The sequence below is a fragment of the Ethanoligenens harbinense YUAN-3 genome, assembly GCF_000178115.2.
Classification (GTDB): Bacteria; Bacillota; Clostridia; order Oscillospirales; family Ethanoligenentaceae; genus Ethanoligenens; species Ethanoligenens harbinense.
Map to the genome: position 1 here is coordinate 164,453 of NC_014828.1, position 17,011 is coordinate 181,463.

Here is a 17,011-nt window from a genome sequence, read left to right on the forward strand (position 1 = left end):
CTGTCCGGCCTGCGCCGGTCATTCTTTTGGTTTCATGGTGGGGAAGAGCAGCACGTCGCGGATGGAGGGGGAATCGGTCAGCAGCATGACCAGCCGGTCGATGCCGATGCCCAGCCCGCCCGTGGGCGGCATGCCGTATTCCAGCGCGGTAACGAAGTCTTCATCCATCATGCCCGCCTCAAGGTCGCCCGCGTTGCGCAGCTCCACCTGCCGCAGGAAACGTTCCCGCTGGTCGATGGGGTCGTTGAGCTCCGAATAGGCGTTGCCCATCTCACGGCGCAGGATAAAGAATTCAAACCGCTCGGTGAGTTCGGGCCTGTCCGCTTTGCGCTTGGTGAGGGGTGAGACCTCAATGGGATAATCGAGGATGAACGTCGGCTGCACCAACTGCTCTTCGACCTTCTCGTCGAAGGTCTGGTAGAGCGCGTCGCCCCAGCTCTTGCCCTTTTCGATCTCCACGCCCAGCCCCTTGGCCGCCGCCACCGCCGCCGCGTCGTCGCCGCGCAGCACATCGAAATCGATGCCGGTGTAGGTCTTTACGGCCTCCACCATGGTCAGCCGCCGCCACGGGGGTGTGAGATCGATCTCTTCGCCGCCGCAGGTGATTTTCATGGTGCCGAGCACCGTCTGCGCTGCGCCGGCGACCAGCTCTTCCGTGAGCCGCATCATGCCGTTGTAATCGGTATACGCCTGATAGATCTCGATGCTGGTAAATTCAGGATTATGCTTGACGTCGATGCCCTCGTTGCGGAACAGCCGCCCGATCTCAAAGACCTTCTCCATGCCGCCCACGATCAGGCGTTTCAGATACAGCTCCGGCGCGATGCGCAGATACAGATCCATATCCAGCGTGTTGTGATGGGTGATGAACGGCCGGGCCGCCGCGCCGCCGGGAATGACGTTGAGAATGGGGGTCTCCACCTCGATGAAGCCCTTCTGCTCCAAAAACGACCGGATGAACGCGATGATGCGGCTGCGCCGCACAAACGTTTCCTTGACTTCCGGGTTCATGATGAGGTCCAGATAGCGCTGGCGGTAGCGCAGCTCGGTATCTTTAAGCCCGTGGAATTTCTCCGGCAGCGGCAGCAGCGATTTGGAAAGCAGCGTGACGGCAGTGGCATGGATGGAGATTTCTCCCCGCCTTGTACGGAACACCTTGCCTTTGACCCCGACGATGTCGCCGATGTCCCATTTTTTGAACGAAGCGAACGATTCCTCGCCCACATCGTTGACGCGTACATAGACCTGCATGCGCCCGGTGGCGTCATGGACGTCGATGAAGTTCGCCTTGCCCATGTCGCGCCGGGACATCAGCCGCCCCGCGATGGAGACTTCTTTGCCTTCCAGTTCATCGAACCGCTCGACAATCTCCTTATTGAAGACATCCCGATCGTAGGTGGTCACCGCGAAAGGGTCCTGCCCCGCCTGCTGCAACTCGCTCAGTTTCTCCCGCCGGATCCGCAGAATCTCGGAAAGATCCGCTTCCTCCTGCCGGGCAGTTTCCTGCTCGGCCTGCTGACTGCTCACGTCCGCCATTTGCCTTCTCCTCCACACCGCGCCGCCGGTCTTTCTGTTTGTAAACAGCGCTGTCTTTTATTTGGTGATATTCAGCACCTTGAATTTCAGCACGCCGGCCGGGGTCTCCGCTTCCACTTCATCGCCCACCTTATGGCCAAGCAGCGCGCGCCCCACCGGCGACTCGTCGGAAATCAGGTTCTGGTCCGGGTCCGCCTCGGTGGACCCGACGATCTGATATTCCACGGTTTCGTCGAATTCCACATCGAAGACCTGCACTTTGGAGCCGAGGTTCACCGCCTCGGTGTCCAACTGGTCGTCGTCAATGAGCTTGACGTTTTTGAGCATGGCCTCGATGGTGGCGATGCGCGATTCCACCATAGCCTGCTCGTTTTTGGCTTCGTCATACTCGCTGTTTTCCGAAAGGTCACCGAACGAGAGCGCCACTTTGATCTTTTCGGCGATCTCCTTGCGCTTTTCGGTTTTGAGCTGTTCAAGCTCCTGCTCCAGTTTTTTCAGACCCGCATCTGTCAATACATACTGTTTGGCCATAACGGTACACTCCCCGGCGCCATTTTGCGCTCGTCTTTATTGGTTGGCACGCAGTTGGTAGACCGCGTGTCCTTGTTGATTGACATGGTTGCAACCGGCCACGCGCGATACATGGCCGAAAAGCGGCCCCCGGCCAAAGGCCCCGGAGCCGCCTGAAAGCGGCCGCCCGCCGTGTTTGCCGCGGATGGGCGCGCTGTTATAGCTTATTATATGCACCCCGCCGCACCCTGTCAAGGAGGCGGGCACTGCGGCGGGCACAGCCCGCTTTATGCTCAAAGGAGTTCCGCTGCGCTTCCGTCCGCACAGCCTGCAAAGCGGGCGCGGCGTTCGGGCACCGCGGAGACACATGGATACCCGCGCGGCGGTTGTTCACACGCGCAGATATCTATGTACGGAAATCAGACTGCCCACCACGCCGAGAAGGATACCGGAAAGGATAAAGCCCAGTGAAAGCAGCACGCCCACGGAACTGTACGCGATGGGGTGGATGATGCGCAGAGAACTGAACAGCCGCTTGATCAGCCCGCCGTATAAATACCATTGCAGGATGGAGCCGATCACGCCCGAAAGCAGGCCGATGAGCAGCCCTTCCACGAAGAACGGCCAGCGGATGAACCAGTCGGTGGCGCCGACGAACTTCATGATGTTGACTTCCCGGCGGCGAACGTAAACCGCCAGCTTGATGGTGTAGACGATGATAAACAGCGAGACGGCCGCCAGCAGCACGAACAGCCAGAATCCCACCCAGCCCACGGTGCTGCTGATGCTGTTGAGCTTTTCCGCCACGCCGGAATGCTCGTTAACGCTTTCGATGTGCGGCAAAGCGTGGATTTTCTGCACCACCAGGTTATAGTGCTGCATGTTGCTGAGCGTCACCTTGTAGGAGTTGGGGAAGAAATTGTCTTTATCCACCCCGCTGAGCAGATCTTGGTCTTTGCCGAGCTGCTTTTTCTCGTTTTCCAGCGCCTGCGCTTTGGAAACAAATTCCACCTTGGCCACATCGGGTAATTTTCTGAGATCCTGGCCGATCTGGTCGATCGCGGCCTGATCCGCATCGTCTTTCAGGAAGACCCCGATCTGGTTCTGCTGTTCCACACTGTTCATCAGGTTGTGCACATTGATGGAGATCAGCACGGACGTGCCGAGCAGCAGCAGGCAGATGGTCAGTATGCAGATCGACGCAATGGACATGATGCGGTTGACCCAGATATTTTTGAAACCTTCGCGGACGAAATACCGTATTTTCTCTATCATACGCTGGCGCTCCCCGGAATATCCTGCACGACCTGCCCCGCTTCGATGGTGATGACGCGATGGTAGCCATAACGTTCCACCAGCGTGGCGTCGTGCGTCACCATCACGATGGTGGTGCCGCGGCGGTTGATCTCGTCAAACAGTTCCATGATCTCCACCGACATATCGGGATCGACGTTGCCGGTGGGTTCGTCGGCAATGAGAAACGACGGGTTGTTCACCAGCGCACGCGCCAGAGAAACGCGCTGCTGCTCGCCGCCCGAAAGCTCGGAGGGCTGGCTGTGCGCCTTTTTGGACAGCCCGACCAGACTGAGGATATACGGCACACGGCGGCGGATGTCCTGCGGTCGTGCCCCGATGACGCGCATGGCAAACGCCACGTTTTCATATACACACATATTGGGGATGAGCCGGAAATCCTGGAACACCACGCCCATTGTGCGGCGAAGGAACGGCACGTCCCTCCGCTTCATGTTGGCCACGCTGAATCCGTTGATGTTCACATCGCCGGAGGTGGGCACTTCCTCGTGCATCAGCAGCTTGATGAGCGTGCTTTTGCCCGCGCCGGAAGCTCCCCGCACAAATACAAATTCCCCGTCGTTGATTGTCAGGTTGATGCCCCGCAGGGCTTTCGTCCCGTTGTCATAGATTTTGACGGTATCTATGAACTCGATCACAGTACTGCTCCTTTGCATGGCCGGCCGCAGCCCGCAGCGCCCCCGTCTGACCAAAACGAAGAGTTGCCTGCCGCGCGTCTGCGGTCAAAATCGTTCCGGATTCGTGACCAGATATTTCTTGACCATCAGGGCAACCTTAAAGATGATGGCGTGATCGAATTCACGCAGGTCGAGCCCTGTCAATTTTTTGATTTTTTCCAGGCGGTAAACCAGCGTATTGCGGTGGACGAACAGCTTGCGCGACGTTTCGGACACATTCAGGTTGTTTTCAAAAAAGCGCTGGATGGTGAACAGCGTTTCCTGGTCGAGCGAGTCGATCGAGCCTTTTTTGAACACCTCGTCCAGAAACATTTCGCAGAGCGTGGTGGGCAGTTGATAAATCAGCCGGGCAATGCCGAGATTGTCGTAGCTGATGATGTTCTTTTCGATATCGAACACTTTGCCCACTTCCAGCGCTACCTGCGCTTCCTTGAACGAGCGGGCCAAGTCCTTCACACCGGTCACGATCGTGCCGATGCCCACCGAGGCGTGTGTGTAAAACTCGCTGCTGAGCGTATCCACCACCGAATGCGCCAGTTTGTCCAGGTCACTGGTCTCGATGCCTTGCCGCACCTCTTTGACGAGGGCGATCTCGTTTTCGCTGATGTTGATGATGAAATCCTTCTGCCGGTCGGGAAACAGGTTTTGCACCACGTCGTAGACCGACACGTCGTTTTTGTCGGCCACACGGATGAGCAGCACCACGCGCAGCACTTCGGCGCTCAGATGCAGTTCTCTGGCTTTCAGATAGATATCTCCGGGCAGAATGTTGTCCAGAATGACGTTTTTGATGAAGTTGCCGCGGTCGTACCGTTCGTCATAATACTGCTTGATGCTCGTGAGTGCCACCGCAAGGATTCCGGCATATTTGGCGGCCACGGGGTCGCTGCCCTCGACAAAAATCGCATAATCCGGACGGGGTCTTGAGCCGAACGGCTTATAGGTCCACCCGCCACGCAGCAAAAGCGGCGCGCCCGCCAGCTCCGTCATGACATTTTCATGTACTTCGCCGATGCGTCCGAGTTCGCTGCACGCGATGGCGGTGCCGTTTTCATCGATCACACCCACCACACGGTCCAGCGTCTCCTTCATCTGCTGGATAACACCCTGAAAAAGTCTGTTTGACATTCGCGATTCTCCTTTTACGGCCGGGCAAACGGCAGTTATCTCCGGGCAAAACCACGGGCCGTCTCATCAATGCCGCCCGCCCCGAAGCTCTGCGCATGCCGTCCGGCAGGGCGGGAAAGGGCCCAAAGCCCTGTTCACCAGTATAAACGAAAAAACGACAAAACTCAACGTCTGCACGCCGGTTAATTTTGCAAAAACAGGTTTCTGCAATACACTGCGTCATTCCAATTTGTTATATCATTTTATATTTTGAACCTTTTATAGAAAAATTGCAAGGGTTTTTCAGTCATACTATCCAAAAGCCGGCGATTTTCCTTCCCGCAAGACCGGAGGTTACAGCGTGAAACCGCCCGAAAGCCGCCGGGCGCGGCGTCGCGGGCCATGTGTCAGAGGCGCAGCCCGATCCGATCCCGTTCCGCCGGGGTCAGCTCGCGCGCCTCGCCGGGCGCGAGCGATTCGTCCAGCGCCAGCCCGCCGATCTGTATCCGCCGCAGGTGCACCACCTGTTTGCCGCGTGCCGCAAACATCCGCCGCACCTGATGGAATTTGCCTTCCCGCACGGCGGCATAGGCGTCCGTCCCTTCTCCGAGCCAGAGGCGGGCGGGCAGACAGTGCAGACCGTCCTCCAGTGTAAGCCCCGTGGCAAACGCGTCGGTATCGGCGGTGTCGGCGGGTCTGTCCAGCGTGGCGAGATAGATTTTTTCCACATGGCGGCGCGGCGCGAGAATGTCGTGGGCGAACGCCCCGTCGTCGGTGATGAGCAGGAACCCTTCGGTATCCTTGTCCAGCCGGCCGGCGGGGAACAGCCCCGGGCGGCACAGGTCCGCCGGCAGCAGATCGAGCACCGTGCGCGCTTTGGGGTCGCGACTGGCCGAGATCACGCCTGCGGGTTTGTTCATCATCAGATACAGGTGGGCGCGCCAGAGCAGGGCGTGTCCGTCCAGCGTGACGCGCTGCCGGTCGGGATCCACTTTTTGCCCGGCGTCGGTGACGGTCTGGCCGTCCACCTGCACGCGGCCGCCTCGCAGCAGCGTATGCACCTCTTTGCGAGAGCCCTGTCCCTGTCCGGCCAACAGCTTGTCCAGCCTCAAAAGCGGCATCCGGTGTTCTCCTTTTTCGTTTATATATATGAAAGCGCCTTTTCGCCCGTTCAGGTTCGCGCCTGCGATTCGACCCGCACTTCTTTGAACTGGAAAGCGGGCTGTGCCCGCCCGTTCAGGCTGCGCGCCTGCGATTCGACTTGCACTTCTTTGAACTGGAAAGCGGGCTGTGCCCGCCCGTTCAGGCTGCGTGCCTGCGATTCGACCTGCACTTCTTTGAACTGGAAAGCGGGCTGTGCCCGCTTACACCGCGCGGTTCGGAAACATGCCGGCCGTGATATCCGCAGCCGCGGGGCTGAGCGTGGGCACGCCCGTTTGCGGGTTGGGCCTTGCAAGCCCCTGGATGAACCCGCTCACGGCCACGGTGCGCACATCTCCCGCCACCACCGTGTCGTTGTTCTGGATGAGCAGGTCGGCAAACACCTCGCCGTCATAGTTGGGGTAATTGGTCACACGATAGGTCCAGCGCTTGACGCGCGCGCCTTTATACGGCGTGAGGTCCAGCCCCTGCTTTTTCTGAAGCTTGTTGTAATTGCGATAGACCTGGTCGAAGGTCTGGGGAATGACGACTTCCACCACCTCCGTGGGAGTGGGGTCAACCGTCCATCCGAATTTCTCAAGGAACGCAACCCGCTTGGCATTGTCCGAAACGCCCCGATAGGACTGGCCGCTCCACACCGTTACCACCCCGCGCGACGGCCAGAGCGCCGCGCCAGCCAGAACAGCCAGCGCGAACACGACCACCGCGGCCCGCAGCGCCGAAACTTTCACCGAAGCCACCAACATAAAAACGCCCCCTGTCCGCATCTGGTGCATATCTATGCGGACAGGGGACGCGATAGCACCGGCCGGGCGGAAAAAAGCCGCCGGGAACAGCGCTTGTTCAGAACCGAATGAGCTTCACCGCGAAAATAATGAGTTCGATGGCGGTGAACGCCAGCGTGCAGGAGATATATCCCCATTTCGCCACGCGGGGCGAGAGCTTGCGTGCGCAGAAAACCACCCAGACGGCGGTGACCGCAAATGCGGCAATATAAACCAGAATGCGCACCGCGCCGGCATCGCTCCCGCGGTCTGCCAGCTCTTTGGCAAACGGGGTATAAACGATGTTGGCAAGCGGCGCGAGAATGAGGGGCAGCACGCGGAAAGACCACGCCTTGCGGCGCGCGCGCCCAAACATATAGGCGGCCACGCCCATAATAATCACGATGGCCCAGCTTTCAAGCACCATGCGGTTCACCCCGTCTTCCAGTCTGCGGCGATTTTACCCCTCAATTATATCGGCGTTCAGGCACTTTGTCAATGAAACGGGCATACAAATTGTAAATATTTGTATATTCAAAATCGGCATTGCCGGAAGAAGAACCGCGCACACTGCGCTTGACAAACCCGAAAAAGCACCGTAGAATTAAACGTGTTTAAAATTTGTTTAATTCCAAGGGGTACTCATGCAGAAACAGGCCATGCGGGCCAGGCTGATGGAAACCGTCAGGCATCTGCTGTCGCAGGGGAGCGACCCGGCAACGCTGACTTCCCGCGGCATCGGGGCGGCGGCAAACGTCAGCCCGGCCATGATCAATTATTGCTGGGGCGGCAAAGACGCGCTTGTCAGCGCCGCCATCGAGGAACAGATCGCCGAAGCCGCGGAGCGTTTTCGTTCCGCCCCGCCGGACGGCACGCCGCCGCTTGAGCGTCTGCGCACCATGCTGTGGGAACTGAGCGAGCTGGTTGTGCAATACCGGCAGTATACCAAAACAACCATTCCCTACGCGTTGCTGCATGGGGAAATCGAAGCGCCCCGTTATATTCTTCCACTCATCCGCGCGCGTTTTGAAGGCAAAAAGAATGAAACGGAATGCCGCATTCTCGCGCACGCGCTTATTTCATCCGTGACGCTGGCCTATTTTCGAGAGGATGCCTTTGAACGGTATGCGGGCCTTGACCTGCGCGACCGGGAAGCCCGCAGGCGGCTGCTGGATATGCTGCTCGATCTGCTTTTGGGAGGAAACACACATGGAACTGACCGCCTACCTGAATAAAAACATCGACTATCTGTTCCGCCGCGCGCTGTCGGCTGCGATGCGCAACCCCCGTGAAAGCACCTTCCTGCTCCGCCAGGCGCACCGGCAGGCACGGGCGGCCGCAAAACGCCGTCGCAGCGAGCAGACGGGCCAGGCCGTTCCCGCGTTTCTCATTGCCAGCGTGGCCTCCGCCTGCAACCTGCGCTGCGCGGGATGCTATGCGCGAGCGGACGGCGCCTGTAACACGGAGGAAGCTTGCCTGCTCCCGGCCGCGCGCTGGGCGGAGTTGTTTGAGGAAGCCGCCGCGATGGGCATTTCCTTCATCCTGCTTGCGGGCGGCGAGCCGCTCACCCGCGTGGACGTACTGGAGGCCGCCGCCCGCGTGCCTTCCGCCGTCTTCCCGGTGCTGACCAACGGTACGCTGTTTGATGCGGCCGTGCTGCGCCTGTTCGACCGGCACCGCAACCTGGTGCCGGTCTGCAGCATCGAAGGCGGGCAAACGGAAACCGATGCGCGGCGCGGCGCGGGCGTCTACCATCTGCTCGAACAGACATGGCGCGCGTTCCGGGCGCGCGGCATCCTGTTCGGCGTGTCCGTCACGGTGACGGCGGAAAACCATCTGCGGGTCACCGAAGCCGCGTTTCTCGGAGGCCTGCGTGCAAAAGGCTGCGGGGTGGTCCTTTTTGTGGAGTATGTCCCCGCCGACGCAAACGCCTCGCTGCATCCGCCGGACGACGCGCAGCGCGCGGCATACAGCGCCCGGCTGCTTACGCTTCAGACGGTATATCCCGACCTCATCCTGATCGCGTTTCCCGGTGACGAGGCAAAAACCGGCGGCTGCCTGGCGGCGGGGCGCGGATTTTTCCATATCAGCGCGTCGGGCGGCGCGGAACCGTGCCCGTTCGCACCGGTCTCGGACGTGGACCTGCACACCGGCTCTCTCGCGGACGCGCTGCGCTCGCCGCTGTTTTGCGCCCTGCGGGAAAACGGCATGCTGGCCATGGCGCATGACGGCGGCTGCGCGCTCTTTGGGAAAAAAGCGGAGCTGGAATCGCTGGCGGGAACCGAATAGATGCGGGCTGCCCGCTTCAGGCTGTGCGGTTGTCGTTTTAACAAAATCTGCCTGAACTTAAATACGGGCCGCGCCCGCTTCAGGCTGTGCGCACGTCTTTTGCCTGGATTGGAAAAACAACCCGGTTCTGTTCTCGGTCAAAAGCACCAATAGACAAAGGGGACAAACTTATGACAAAATTCAAAGAAAATTGGAACCGGTTCTCTACGGCTCGAAAAATACTGACCGTTCTGGTTTGGGTAATCGGGTGCGTCGTCCTCCTTTTGTCCGTATTTGGTCTTTTGAATTTCCTTCCGCTTGAGCAAACCAATCCGGTCGTGCTCCTGCTTTTGGGCATCAGCTTCTCGATCAACGGTATCCTGCAAAAAGAAAACAAAGCCGTTCGGATTCTGTTGATCCTGGTGTCTGTTTTCATTTTGTTATCCCTTGCGGTTGTCTTTGTTCCCAAAATGCTGCACGAATACCCCAAGCAGGCGTTCTGCCTTGCCTTTGGCACGCGGATGTAGTATAATAAGGGAACCGTGTTTTTTGCACAGCGCAAATGGAACCGGTCGCACAGTGCAACGGAACATGCAGGCTGCGGGCAGCCTGTGCGGCGGCGTGCCGTGAACCATGTCAGGCGGGGAACCGAGCAGCATTAAGCGGATTTCGCCGGGCGCCGCAGGATTTCGTCCGCGCCTGCATGTTCGGGGGCACTGTGCGGCCATGTGCCGGGGGTTTTCTGGGTGTATCAGGCACTTTATCGAAAATGGAGGCCCCGCACGTTTGAAGACGTGGCGGGCCAGCCTCAGATCGTTGCCACGCTGCTTGGCGAGCTGCGCGCGGGCCGTGTGGCACATGCCTACCTGTTCACCGGCTCGCGGGGGACGGGTAAGACCACCTGCGCCAAAATTCTGGCAAAAGCGGTCAACTGCCTGCATCCCCAAAACGGCGACCCCTGCGGGGAATGCGCCGTCTGCCGCGGCATCGACGACGGCTCGCTCACCGACGTGGTGGAGATCGACGCCGCCAGCAACAACGGGGTGGACAGCATCCGCGCCCTGCGGGAAGAAACGGTCTACACCCCGGCGGCGGCCAAATATCGCGTCTATATCATCGACGAGGCGCACATGCTCTCGGCGGGCGCATTCAATGCGCTGCTCAAAACGCTGGAGGAGCCGCCCGCCTATGTGCTCTTCATCCTCGCCACCACCGAGGCGCACAAGATCCCGGCCACTATCCTCTCGCGTTGCCAGCGGTTCGATTTCCGCCGCATTCCGCCCGCGGACATCGCCGCAAGGCTGCTTTATGTGGCGGAGCAGGAGCACATCCCCCTCACGCAGGACGGCGCGGAGGCCATCGCCAGACTGGCGGACGGCGCATTGCGCGACGCGCTCTCGCTGCTCGACACCTGCGCAAACGGCGGCGGGGATGCGGTGGACGAAGAGGCGGTGGCGCGCGCCGCCGGGCTGGCGGGCCGCGACTATCTTTACGCTCTGTCGGACGCGGTGCACGCGGGGGACGCGCCGCAGGCGTTGCGGACATTGGACGAGCTCTATGCCTCGGCAAAGGATGCCGACCGCCTGTGCGAGGAACTGATCGGGCATTTTCGCGCCATCATGCTCACGCAGGCGGGCAGCATACCGCCCGTTTCCGCGTCCGAAGCCGGGCGCCTGCAGGATGCCGCGCGGGACTTTGACCCGGAAACGGTGCTGCATGCGCTGGACACGCTCCAGCACACGGCGGAAACGCTGCGGCGCGCACCCGTGAAGCGGGTGGAAATGGAAATGGGTCTGCTGCGGCTGTGCAATCCGGCGTTGGACACCTCCCCCGCCGCGCTGCTGCGCCGTATCGCGGCGCTGGAAACACAGGTAAAAGCGGGCGGCCTCCGCGCGGAGGCGACCGCCGCCGGGCTCCACATGCCGCCGGGCGCGCCCGCGCGCGGCGGCGCCCCGAAAGCGGACGCCGCATTGCCGTGGACCGAGCCGCCTGCCGCGCCGGAAACGCCCGCCGCAACCTCGCGCCGGGCGGCCCAAAAGCAAGCACAACCGGAAAACGACGCCCCGCCTGCGGACAGTTCCGAAGAATCGGCGGAGCCGCTGGCCTGCTGGCCGGAGGTGCTGGAGGAGCTGGGCCGCATCGACCCGCCCTTGCGCGGCGTGCTGGACAAATCCAAAGCCGTTGTGCGCGGCGCCTATGTGCTGGTGGACGCGGGCAACGTGATGTTTGCCGACCTCATCCGCCAGCCGCTCCACCAGAAACCGCTGGTGGAAGCCGTCCGCACCGCCACCGGCAAGCCGTACAAAGTCGGGGTGTTCAAATCCAGCCTGCACGCGGCGCAGAAAGAAAAATCAGACGACCCGTTCGACGCGCTGCTGCGCACCGCGATGGACGGCGGCGTACCCATTCGCGAAAAAGAGCAATAGACATCCATCCTGAAAAAACGCATGGAGGTTTTTGAATATGAAAGCAAGATTGCCTAAAGGATACGGCGGCGGCTCCTCGGATATGAACAGCATGATCAAACAGGCGCAGAAAATGCAAGAGGCCATCGGCAAGGTGCAGGCCGAGCTGGATGAGCGGGAATATACCGTGACCTCCGGCGGCGGCATGGTGGAAGTGCAGATCACCGGCAAGCGGGAGATCAAGCAGATTCACATCAAGCCCGAGGCGGTGGATCCGGACGACATCGAGATGCTGCAGGACCTCATCGTGGCCGGCGTGAACGAGGCCATCCGCAAGGTGGACGAAACCGCCGAACAGGAAATGGGAAAAGTGACCGGCGGCCTGAACATGCCCGGTCTGATCTGACCGTTATGGAATGGATGGATCTCCGCGACGGGACAGGCAGGCCCACCGGCCGCTTGGTACCACGCGAACATGCGCTGCAAAACGGTGAGTTCATGCTGGCGGTGCATGTTTTCATCTACCGCGACGACGGCCGCTTCCTGTTGCAGAAACGCTCCTTGCGGAAGCGTCTGTATCCCGGCAAATGGGACATTACGGGCGGCGGCGTGCGGGCGGGGGAAAGCAGCCTGGAAGCCGCCTGCCGGGAGGTCGAAGAGGAAGTGGGGCTCACGCTTCCGCCCAGACGGATGCAGAAGCTGGCCAGGCTCAAGCGGCCACCCTGCTTTTTCGATGTGTGGGCCTGCCGCCACGCGTTCGAGATGGACGAACTGGTGCTTCAGGCCGAGGAAGTGGATGCGGTGCGTCTGGTGACACCGCAGGAGATGCTCACCGTCCTGTTCGAAGAAGAATACCCGGACGGCGGCTACCGCCGTGTCCTCGCCGATTTTCTGGCCAACGCCGCGGACGCGCCGCTGTTTCGAAACGGCTGACCCGGCCGCATCTTTACATATCACGGAGGAGATCACATGGCATATTATGCCGCTCCGCTGTCCCGTCTGATCGAGCAGTTTGAACGGCTGCCGGGCATCGGCCGCAAAACCGCCCAGCGGCTGGCTTTCTTCGTGCTGGACGGTACGAACGAGCAGGCCAAAGCGTTCGCGCAGGCTATTCTGGACGCAAAAGGGCAGATGCACACCTGCAAGGTCTGCCAGAACCTCACCGACGGGGAAATCTGCACCATCTGCGGCAACCCCGCGCGCGACCACACCACCATTTGCGTGGTGGAGGACCCGCGTGACGTGGTGGCGTTTGAGCGCACGCGGGATTACAACGGCCTGTACCATGTGCTGCACGGCGTTATTTCCCCGATGGACGGCATTGGCCCCGAACAGCTGCACATCAAGGAACTGCTCGCACGCGCGGCCGACGGCGTGCAGGAGATTATCCTCGCCACCAACCCCGATGTGGAGGGCGAAGCGACCGCGCTGTATATCTCCCGTCTCATCAGACCGCTGGGTGTCAAGGTCACGCGCATCGCCTACGGCATCCCGGTGGGCGGCGAATTGGAATACGCCGATGAAATCACGCTCTCCCGCGCGCTCGAAGGGCGCAGCGAACTGCATTAAGCGCCCGGCTGTCAAACGGGAAACGCGAAGACGGCGGGAAAATCAGCCTTTCCCCTTGCTTTATGCCTGTTCCCGGGCAGGAACCGGGCCGCGCGCCGCGTATCATGCCGGTTGCAGATCGTTGGCCTGCTCGAAATGGTGCAGGATAATCCGCATGTCGGCCCGCGCCTGCTGCACCAGGTCGTAAGATCCGTCATGCAGGCACCAGTCGTACAGGATGCCGCGCATCATGCGCAAAATCGTTTCCGTGACCGTTTGCTCGGAATAATCCGCTGAAAAGCGCCCGCCTGCGCAGGCCTGTGCGACCAGACGGCTGACCAGAATGCAGTACTCCCGGTTGGGGTCCAGCATGAACCGGTCTGTTGCGGTAATCTGCTTTTTATAGATCTGGGCCGGGATGCGGAACCCCTGCTCCTGCACGTAGCCTGCCAGACTGCATAAAATCTCCGTGATGCCGCAGACAGGATCCTCGAACTGTACATGCGCATATTTCTCATTCAGCGTATAGTCGATCTGCCGGTAAGAATCGTTCAGAACATCCTCTTTCGATTTATAATAATAATAGAATGCGCCAACGGAAACGTTGGCCTTTTCACAAATATCCTGGATCGTGGTCAATTCATATCCGGTTGTACGAAAAAGCTCCAAAGCCACACGAAAAATATCCTGTTGGGTCTGAGCGGCGTGCCCCCGCCGGTTTGTAACTTTGTTCATAGCGATGCTCCTCATGCCATGACATCACGTCGTTTTTTGAAACAGGAAATATGTGTAAAGTCAGCCTTTCAGAAAAAATTGCATTGCAGTTGAATTTTTACCTTAAATTGTAAAAAGAGCGGTCGGTCGGAATATCTAAATAGTAGCACAACTTTTTCTAAATAACAACTCGGAGCGTCAAGTTTTACATATTTTTCTAAAATTTCCTCACATTTATACTGTTATCTTGCTCATATCGACACCAAAAGGCGCATACCTGCCGCAAAACGGCAGGTATGCGCCCTTCTCATGGTTTATCAGCGATTGCGGGTCTTTTCCGCCGCAAACGGTGCGCTCCAGGCATGACGCCCTTCCCGGTCAATCAGTTCCACCCGTATATACCGGTCGCTCGGCTTGACGGCATACCGCGCGGCGGTCACCGTCCCACCCGATTCGGCCAGTGTCAGGCGGTCGGCGCTGTAGAGCGTGTTGCTGTAAAAAATGACGGTCTGCACCTCGGAGCAGGAAATCTCCACGGTTTCGCCGTCGTAGCGGATCTGCTCGAAACGCGGCCCCTGCGAGGCGTAGAAGTTGCCTGCCGCGATCGCTGCGCGGATGGCTTGTGCAGTCAGCGCGGAGGCGTTGACCATCATAAACGAGCGGCCCTGCTCCCCTTCATACCAGTGACAGTCGTCCGCCGCCGTGCAGGGCAGAAGAAACCCCTGCAGCGCCCAGATGTCAAAATACAAAGACGATTCCGGGCGGGCGTTGCTGTGCGGCAGGCCGGAAAAGGTGTTGAAGATCTCGGCGGCGGAAAGCCCGGAAAGCGGCGGCACCAGCGCGGGATCGGTGAGCGACCACGCCGGGTGCGCGAGAATGGCCAGGCCGCCCGCCTCACGGATGGCGTCGATCAACACCTGAGGCGGATGGTCGTGCGCTTTTGGAAGCGCCACGGCGCGCTCCATTCCCACCCCCACGATATGAAAGACCGGCTGCCGCACGAGGTCGGTCATGTTGCCGGTGTCGAACTCGCAGCCCGCCAGTTGGAGGAACCCCGGCTCCTCCAACGGTTCGCTCTGCCGCCAGTGGTCGGTCAGCGCGATGAAATCGTACCCCGCTTCCCGGTAGAAACCAATGGCTTCCCCGGCAGGGAGCCGTCCGTCCGAGCGGGTGGTGTGCGTGTGCAGGTTCCCCTTGTACCAGGCGCCGCCCGTATCATATAAAGACCGCATCGTTTCCATCCTTATCGTCACATGTGTTTCCGCCCGGTGGGACGGCTGTTCAGCCCAGCCGTGCCAGCGCGCCGATCGGGTCCCACGGCTCCAGTTCGATGGGCGGTTGTTCCAGCGCTTTGTGCTGCGCTTCCGTGAGGTATGCCTGATCGACCACCACCTGGCAGACATAGTCGGCAAACCAGTCTGCGCTCATGACGAAGAACCCTTTTTCACCCACGTCCTTGCCCCAACTGTTCTCCACTTTCCATTTCTGCACGCCAGCTTCGGTTACATCCACGCCCAGCAACATCATGGCATGGGTCAGACAGCTTTCACCGTAATCGAGCATATCGCCCTTGTCGATGTCGAGCGTGGTGTGCAGCGCTTCCGCATAGGGGTAGAGCGCCGTATCCAGGATACCGGCCTGCCGGTCGGACACCTTGCCGACGTCCGACCCGAACCAGACCGGGCGCCCGTCCCGGATCTGCCGGCTGGCGGCGCGTACCAGTTCTTCATTCGGCAGGTTGAGATACCGCACCGGGCGGCCGCCCACCACGTTTCCCAGATATTTGACGGTGTAAGTACGGTCATAGGGCTTTTCGTCGGTGGGCGCGTTGATGACGCTCACATAACCCGCCAGAAAATCTTTCCCGAAATAGGTCTCATAAAACCCGCGCGGCGTCTGGCCGGCGTCACGGTGGAAGGCGCCGTCTTTGTCACGCCAGGTAAAATCGAAGGTTTTGGGTGGTTCGCCAAGGAAGCAGCAGAGCAACACATAAAACTCCGCCACCATCTCCTCCTTGCGTGTGCGCAGAGTCTCAGCCGACTGCCCTTTTGCTTGCAGAGCGCGCAGCTCAATGCCGTCGCGGCGCAGCTTGCGGGCCAGCACCGCGTTGAGCTTTGCCGAATTGCCGCTGTGGAAGCTTTCCGGCATGGCCAGCTTGGGCACCACACCGTATTTCTCGACGAGGGCGACCAGCATATCCCACTGCCCGCCGTCGTTGAGCGGGTTCTGGAACAGCCACATCACCGTGCGGGAATCTTTTGGCTGGTCGGCGGTATCCAGCACGCCTTCGAGAAAGTAATTGCCTTTTTCGAGTTTATCCCAGAACATGAGGTAGCTCTGCGACAATTCGAAATCCGCGTTTTTCACATGCAGTGTGTTGCGCAGATGGTAGCGCAGCACGTTGGTGCCCGCAAAAAGCCAGCACCGGCCGCTCTTCTGCTGGTTGGTAATGGTCATCGGCTCGATTTCGTGGGAAAACAGGTGGTTCATCCGCACCGCCGCCGCACGATGATACACCGTATTGTCGATGCCGTTTTTGGCAATGCTGTCGGCCAGCGCATGCGCCGGTGATGCGGCAAACGCCTGAGACGCACGCGCCGCCAGTTCTGCGGAAATGCCGCTTGCATGGTCCATATTCATAGATAAACACGCTTTCTTTCTGTGAATTTTCCTGCGCCGGGAGCCGCCGCGGCCGGCATGCCGGCAGGATACGGCACGCCCGCCGCCTTTCTCTCATAGAATATGAGCGGGGGACAACGCTTACGAAGGAAATGGTGATGGTTCCATCTTATCACAAGCCACCTGCCTGTGCAATCCCGCGCGGTTTTTCCGCAGGCGCGACTTGACATAATGCGTTGTTTCCCGCATGTGAAAAAGGGGCGGCGCGGTTGTGGACAAGACCTTTGGCGGACCGAAAATCCGTTTTCCACTTTTTCCACCGAGTTTTCCACCGGTTTTATGTCAACCTTGTGAATATCCGAAAACGGCTTTCGACAGGGTATATTTC

General features: G+C 59.8%; 19 protein-coding genes and 1 other RNA gene. 8 read left to right on the plus strand and 12 right to left on the minus strand.

Translation table 11 applies throughout. From position 1 onward, the window contains the following. Positions 1–18: 18 nt before the first annotated feature. The 9 genes from lysS to ETHHA_RS00835 all read right to left on the minus strand — a co-directional run bounded on the left by lysS (position 19) and on the right by ETHHA_RS00835 (position 7,496). A complete protein-coding gene (gene lysS, locus ETHHA_RS00795) occupies positions 19–1,536 on the minus strand; it encodes a lysine--tRNA ligase (RefSeq protein WP_013484122.1) in 1,518 nt (505 codons plus the stop codon). A 57-nt stretch (positions 1,537–1,593) separates the two neighbouring features. Beyond that, positions 1,594–2,067 (minus strand): transcription elongation factor GreA, encoded by a 474-nt coding sequence (gene greA, locus ETHHA_RS00800; protein WP_013484123.1) that lies wholly within the window; start codon positions 2,065–2,067, stop codon positions 1,594–1,596. Between the two features lie 369 nt (positions 2,068–2,436). Beyond that, on the minus strand, positions 2,437–3,321 hold the full coding sequence (gene ftsX, locus ETHHA_RS00810; RefSeq protein WP_013484124.1) for a permease-like cell division protein FtsX: 885 nt from the start codon (positions 3,319–3,321) through the stop codon (positions 2,437–2,439). Next, positions 3,318–3,998: a cell division ATP-binding protein FtsE gene (ftsE, locus tag ETHHA_RS00815; RefSeq protein ID WP_013484125.1), complete on the minus strand. Its 681-nt coding sequence runs from the start codon at positions 3,996–3,998 to the stop codon at positions 3,318–3,320. The genes ftsX and ftsE overlap by 4 nt, the downstream gene beginning before the upstream one ends. Before the next feature lie 84 nt (positions 3,999–4,082). Further along, positions 4,083–5,165, minus strand: a complete 1,083-nt coding sequence (locus ETHHA_RS00820) for a helix-turn-helix domain-containing protein (RefSeq protein WP_013484126.1) — start codon at positions 5,163–5,165, stop codon at positions 4,083–4,085. A gap of 386 nt (positions 5,166–5,551) precedes the next feature. Continuing rightward, a complete protein-coding gene (locus ETHHA_RS00825) occupies positions 5,552–6,265 on the minus strand; it encodes a pseudouridine synthase (RefSeq protein WP_013484127.1) in 714 nt (237 codons plus the stop codon). A gap of 50 nt (positions 6,266–6,315) precedes the next feature. After that, positions 6,316–6,477, minus strand: coding sequence for a hypothetical protein (locus tag ETHHA_RS15380; protein WP_156793965.1), 162 nt, complete (start codon positions 6,475–6,477; stop codon positions 6,316–6,318). A gap of 31 nt (positions 6,478–6,508) precedes the next feature. Beyond that, positions 6,509–7,051 carry a DUF4830 domain-containing protein gene (locus ETHHA_RS14210; protein ID WP_013484128.1) on the minus strand — a complete coding sequence of 181 codons (543 nt, stop codon included), beginning with the start codon at positions 7,049–7,051 and terminating at the stop codon, positions 6,509–6,511. Between the two features lie 97 nt (positions 7,052–7,148). Beyond that, positions 7,149–7,496, minus strand: a complete 348-nt coding sequence (locus tag ETHHA_RS00835) for a hypothetical protein (RefSeq protein ID WP_041686566.1) — start codon at positions 7,494–7,496, stop codon at positions 7,149–7,151. A 217-nt stretch (positions 7,497–7,713) separates the two neighbouring features. On the opposite strand from ETHHA_RS00835, the gene ETHHA_RS00840 reads away from it, so the two are divergent. The 8 genes from ETHHA_RS00840 to recR all read left to right on the plus strand — a co-directional run bounded on the left by ETHHA_RS00840 (position 7,714) and on the right by recR (position 13,311). Then, positions 7,714–8,304, plus strand: coding sequence for a TetR/AcrR family transcriptional regulator (locus ETHHA_RS00840; protein WP_013484130.1), 591 nt, complete (start codon positions 7,714–7,716; stop codon positions 8,302–8,304). Further along, positions 8,279–9,358 carry a radical SAM/SPASM domain-containing protein gene (locus tag ETHHA_RS00845; protein ID WP_013484131.1) on the plus strand — a complete coding sequence of 360 codons (1,080 nt, stop codon included), beginning with the start codon at positions 8,279–8,281 and terminating at the stop codon, positions 9,356–9,358. The genes ETHHA_RS00840 and ETHHA_RS00845 overlap by 26 nt, the downstream gene beginning before the upstream one ends. Positions 9,359–9,528: 170 nt before the next feature. Beyond that, positions 9,529–9,864 carry a hypothetical protein gene (locus ETHHA_RS16270; RefSeq protein ID WP_013484132.1) on the plus strand — a complete coding sequence of 112 codons (336 nt, stop codon included), beginning with the start codon at positions 9,529–9,531 and terminating at the stop codon, positions 9,862–9,864. Between the two features lie 78 nt (positions 9,865–9,942). Further along, positions 9,943–10,029, plus strand: an RNA gene (gene ffs, locus ETHHA_RS16275) — signal recognition particle sRNA small type. 54 nt (positions 10,030–10,083) lie between these two features. Beyond that, positions 10,084–11,763, plus strand: a complete 1,680-nt coding sequence (gene dnaX / locus ETHHA_RS00855) for a DNA polymerase III subunit gamma/tau (RefSeq protein WP_013484133.1) — start codon at positions 10,084–10,086, stop codon at positions 11,761–11,763. Between the two features lie 37 nt (positions 11,764–11,800). Then, positions 11,801–12,148 carry a YbaB/EbfC family nucleoid-associated protein gene (locus ETHHA_RS00860; protein WP_013484134.1) on the plus strand — a complete coding sequence of 116 codons (348 nt, stop codon included), beginning with the start codon at positions 11,801–11,803 and terminating at the stop codon, positions 12,146–12,148. A gap of 5 nt (positions 12,149–12,153) precedes the next feature. After that, positions 12,154–12,675, plus strand: a complete 522-nt coding sequence (locus ETHHA_RS14215) for an NUDIX hydrolase (protein ID WP_013484135.1) — start codon at positions 12,154–12,156, stop codon at positions 12,673–12,675. A 36-nt stretch (positions 12,676–12,711) separates the two neighbouring features. Further along, complete coding sequence (gene recR, locus ETHHA_RS00870) at positions 12,712–13,311, plus strand: recombination mediator RecR (protein WP_013484136.1); 600 nt, start codon at positions 12,712–12,714, stop codon at positions 13,309–13,311. A gap of 102 nt (positions 13,312–13,413) precedes the next feature. Here recR and ETHHA_RS00875 read toward each other — a convergent pair whose 3' ends face one another. The 3 genes from ETHHA_RS00875 to ETHHA_RS00885 all read right to left on the minus strand — a co-directional run bounded on the left by ETHHA_RS00875 (position 13,414) and on the right by ETHHA_RS00885 (position 16,644). Next, positions 13,414–14,025 carry a TetR/AcrR family transcriptional regulator gene (locus ETHHA_RS00875; RefSeq protein ID WP_013484137.1) on the minus strand — a complete coding sequence of 204 codons (612 nt, stop codon included), beginning with the start codon at positions 14,023–14,025 and terminating at the stop codon, positions 13,414–13,416. Between the two features lie 296 nt (positions 14,026–14,321). Then, positions 14,322–15,236, minus strand: coding sequence for a PHP domain-containing protein (locus ETHHA_RS00880; RefSeq protein WP_013484138.1), 915 nt, complete (start codon positions 15,234–15,236; stop codon positions 14,322–14,324). 49 nt (positions 15,237–15,285) lie between these two features. Then, entirely contained in the window at positions 15,286–16,644 is a 1,359-nt protein-coding gene (locus ETHHA_RS00885; protein ID WP_013484139.1) for a C1 family peptidase, read from the minus strand. Positions 16,645–17,011 lie beyond the last annotated feature (367 nt).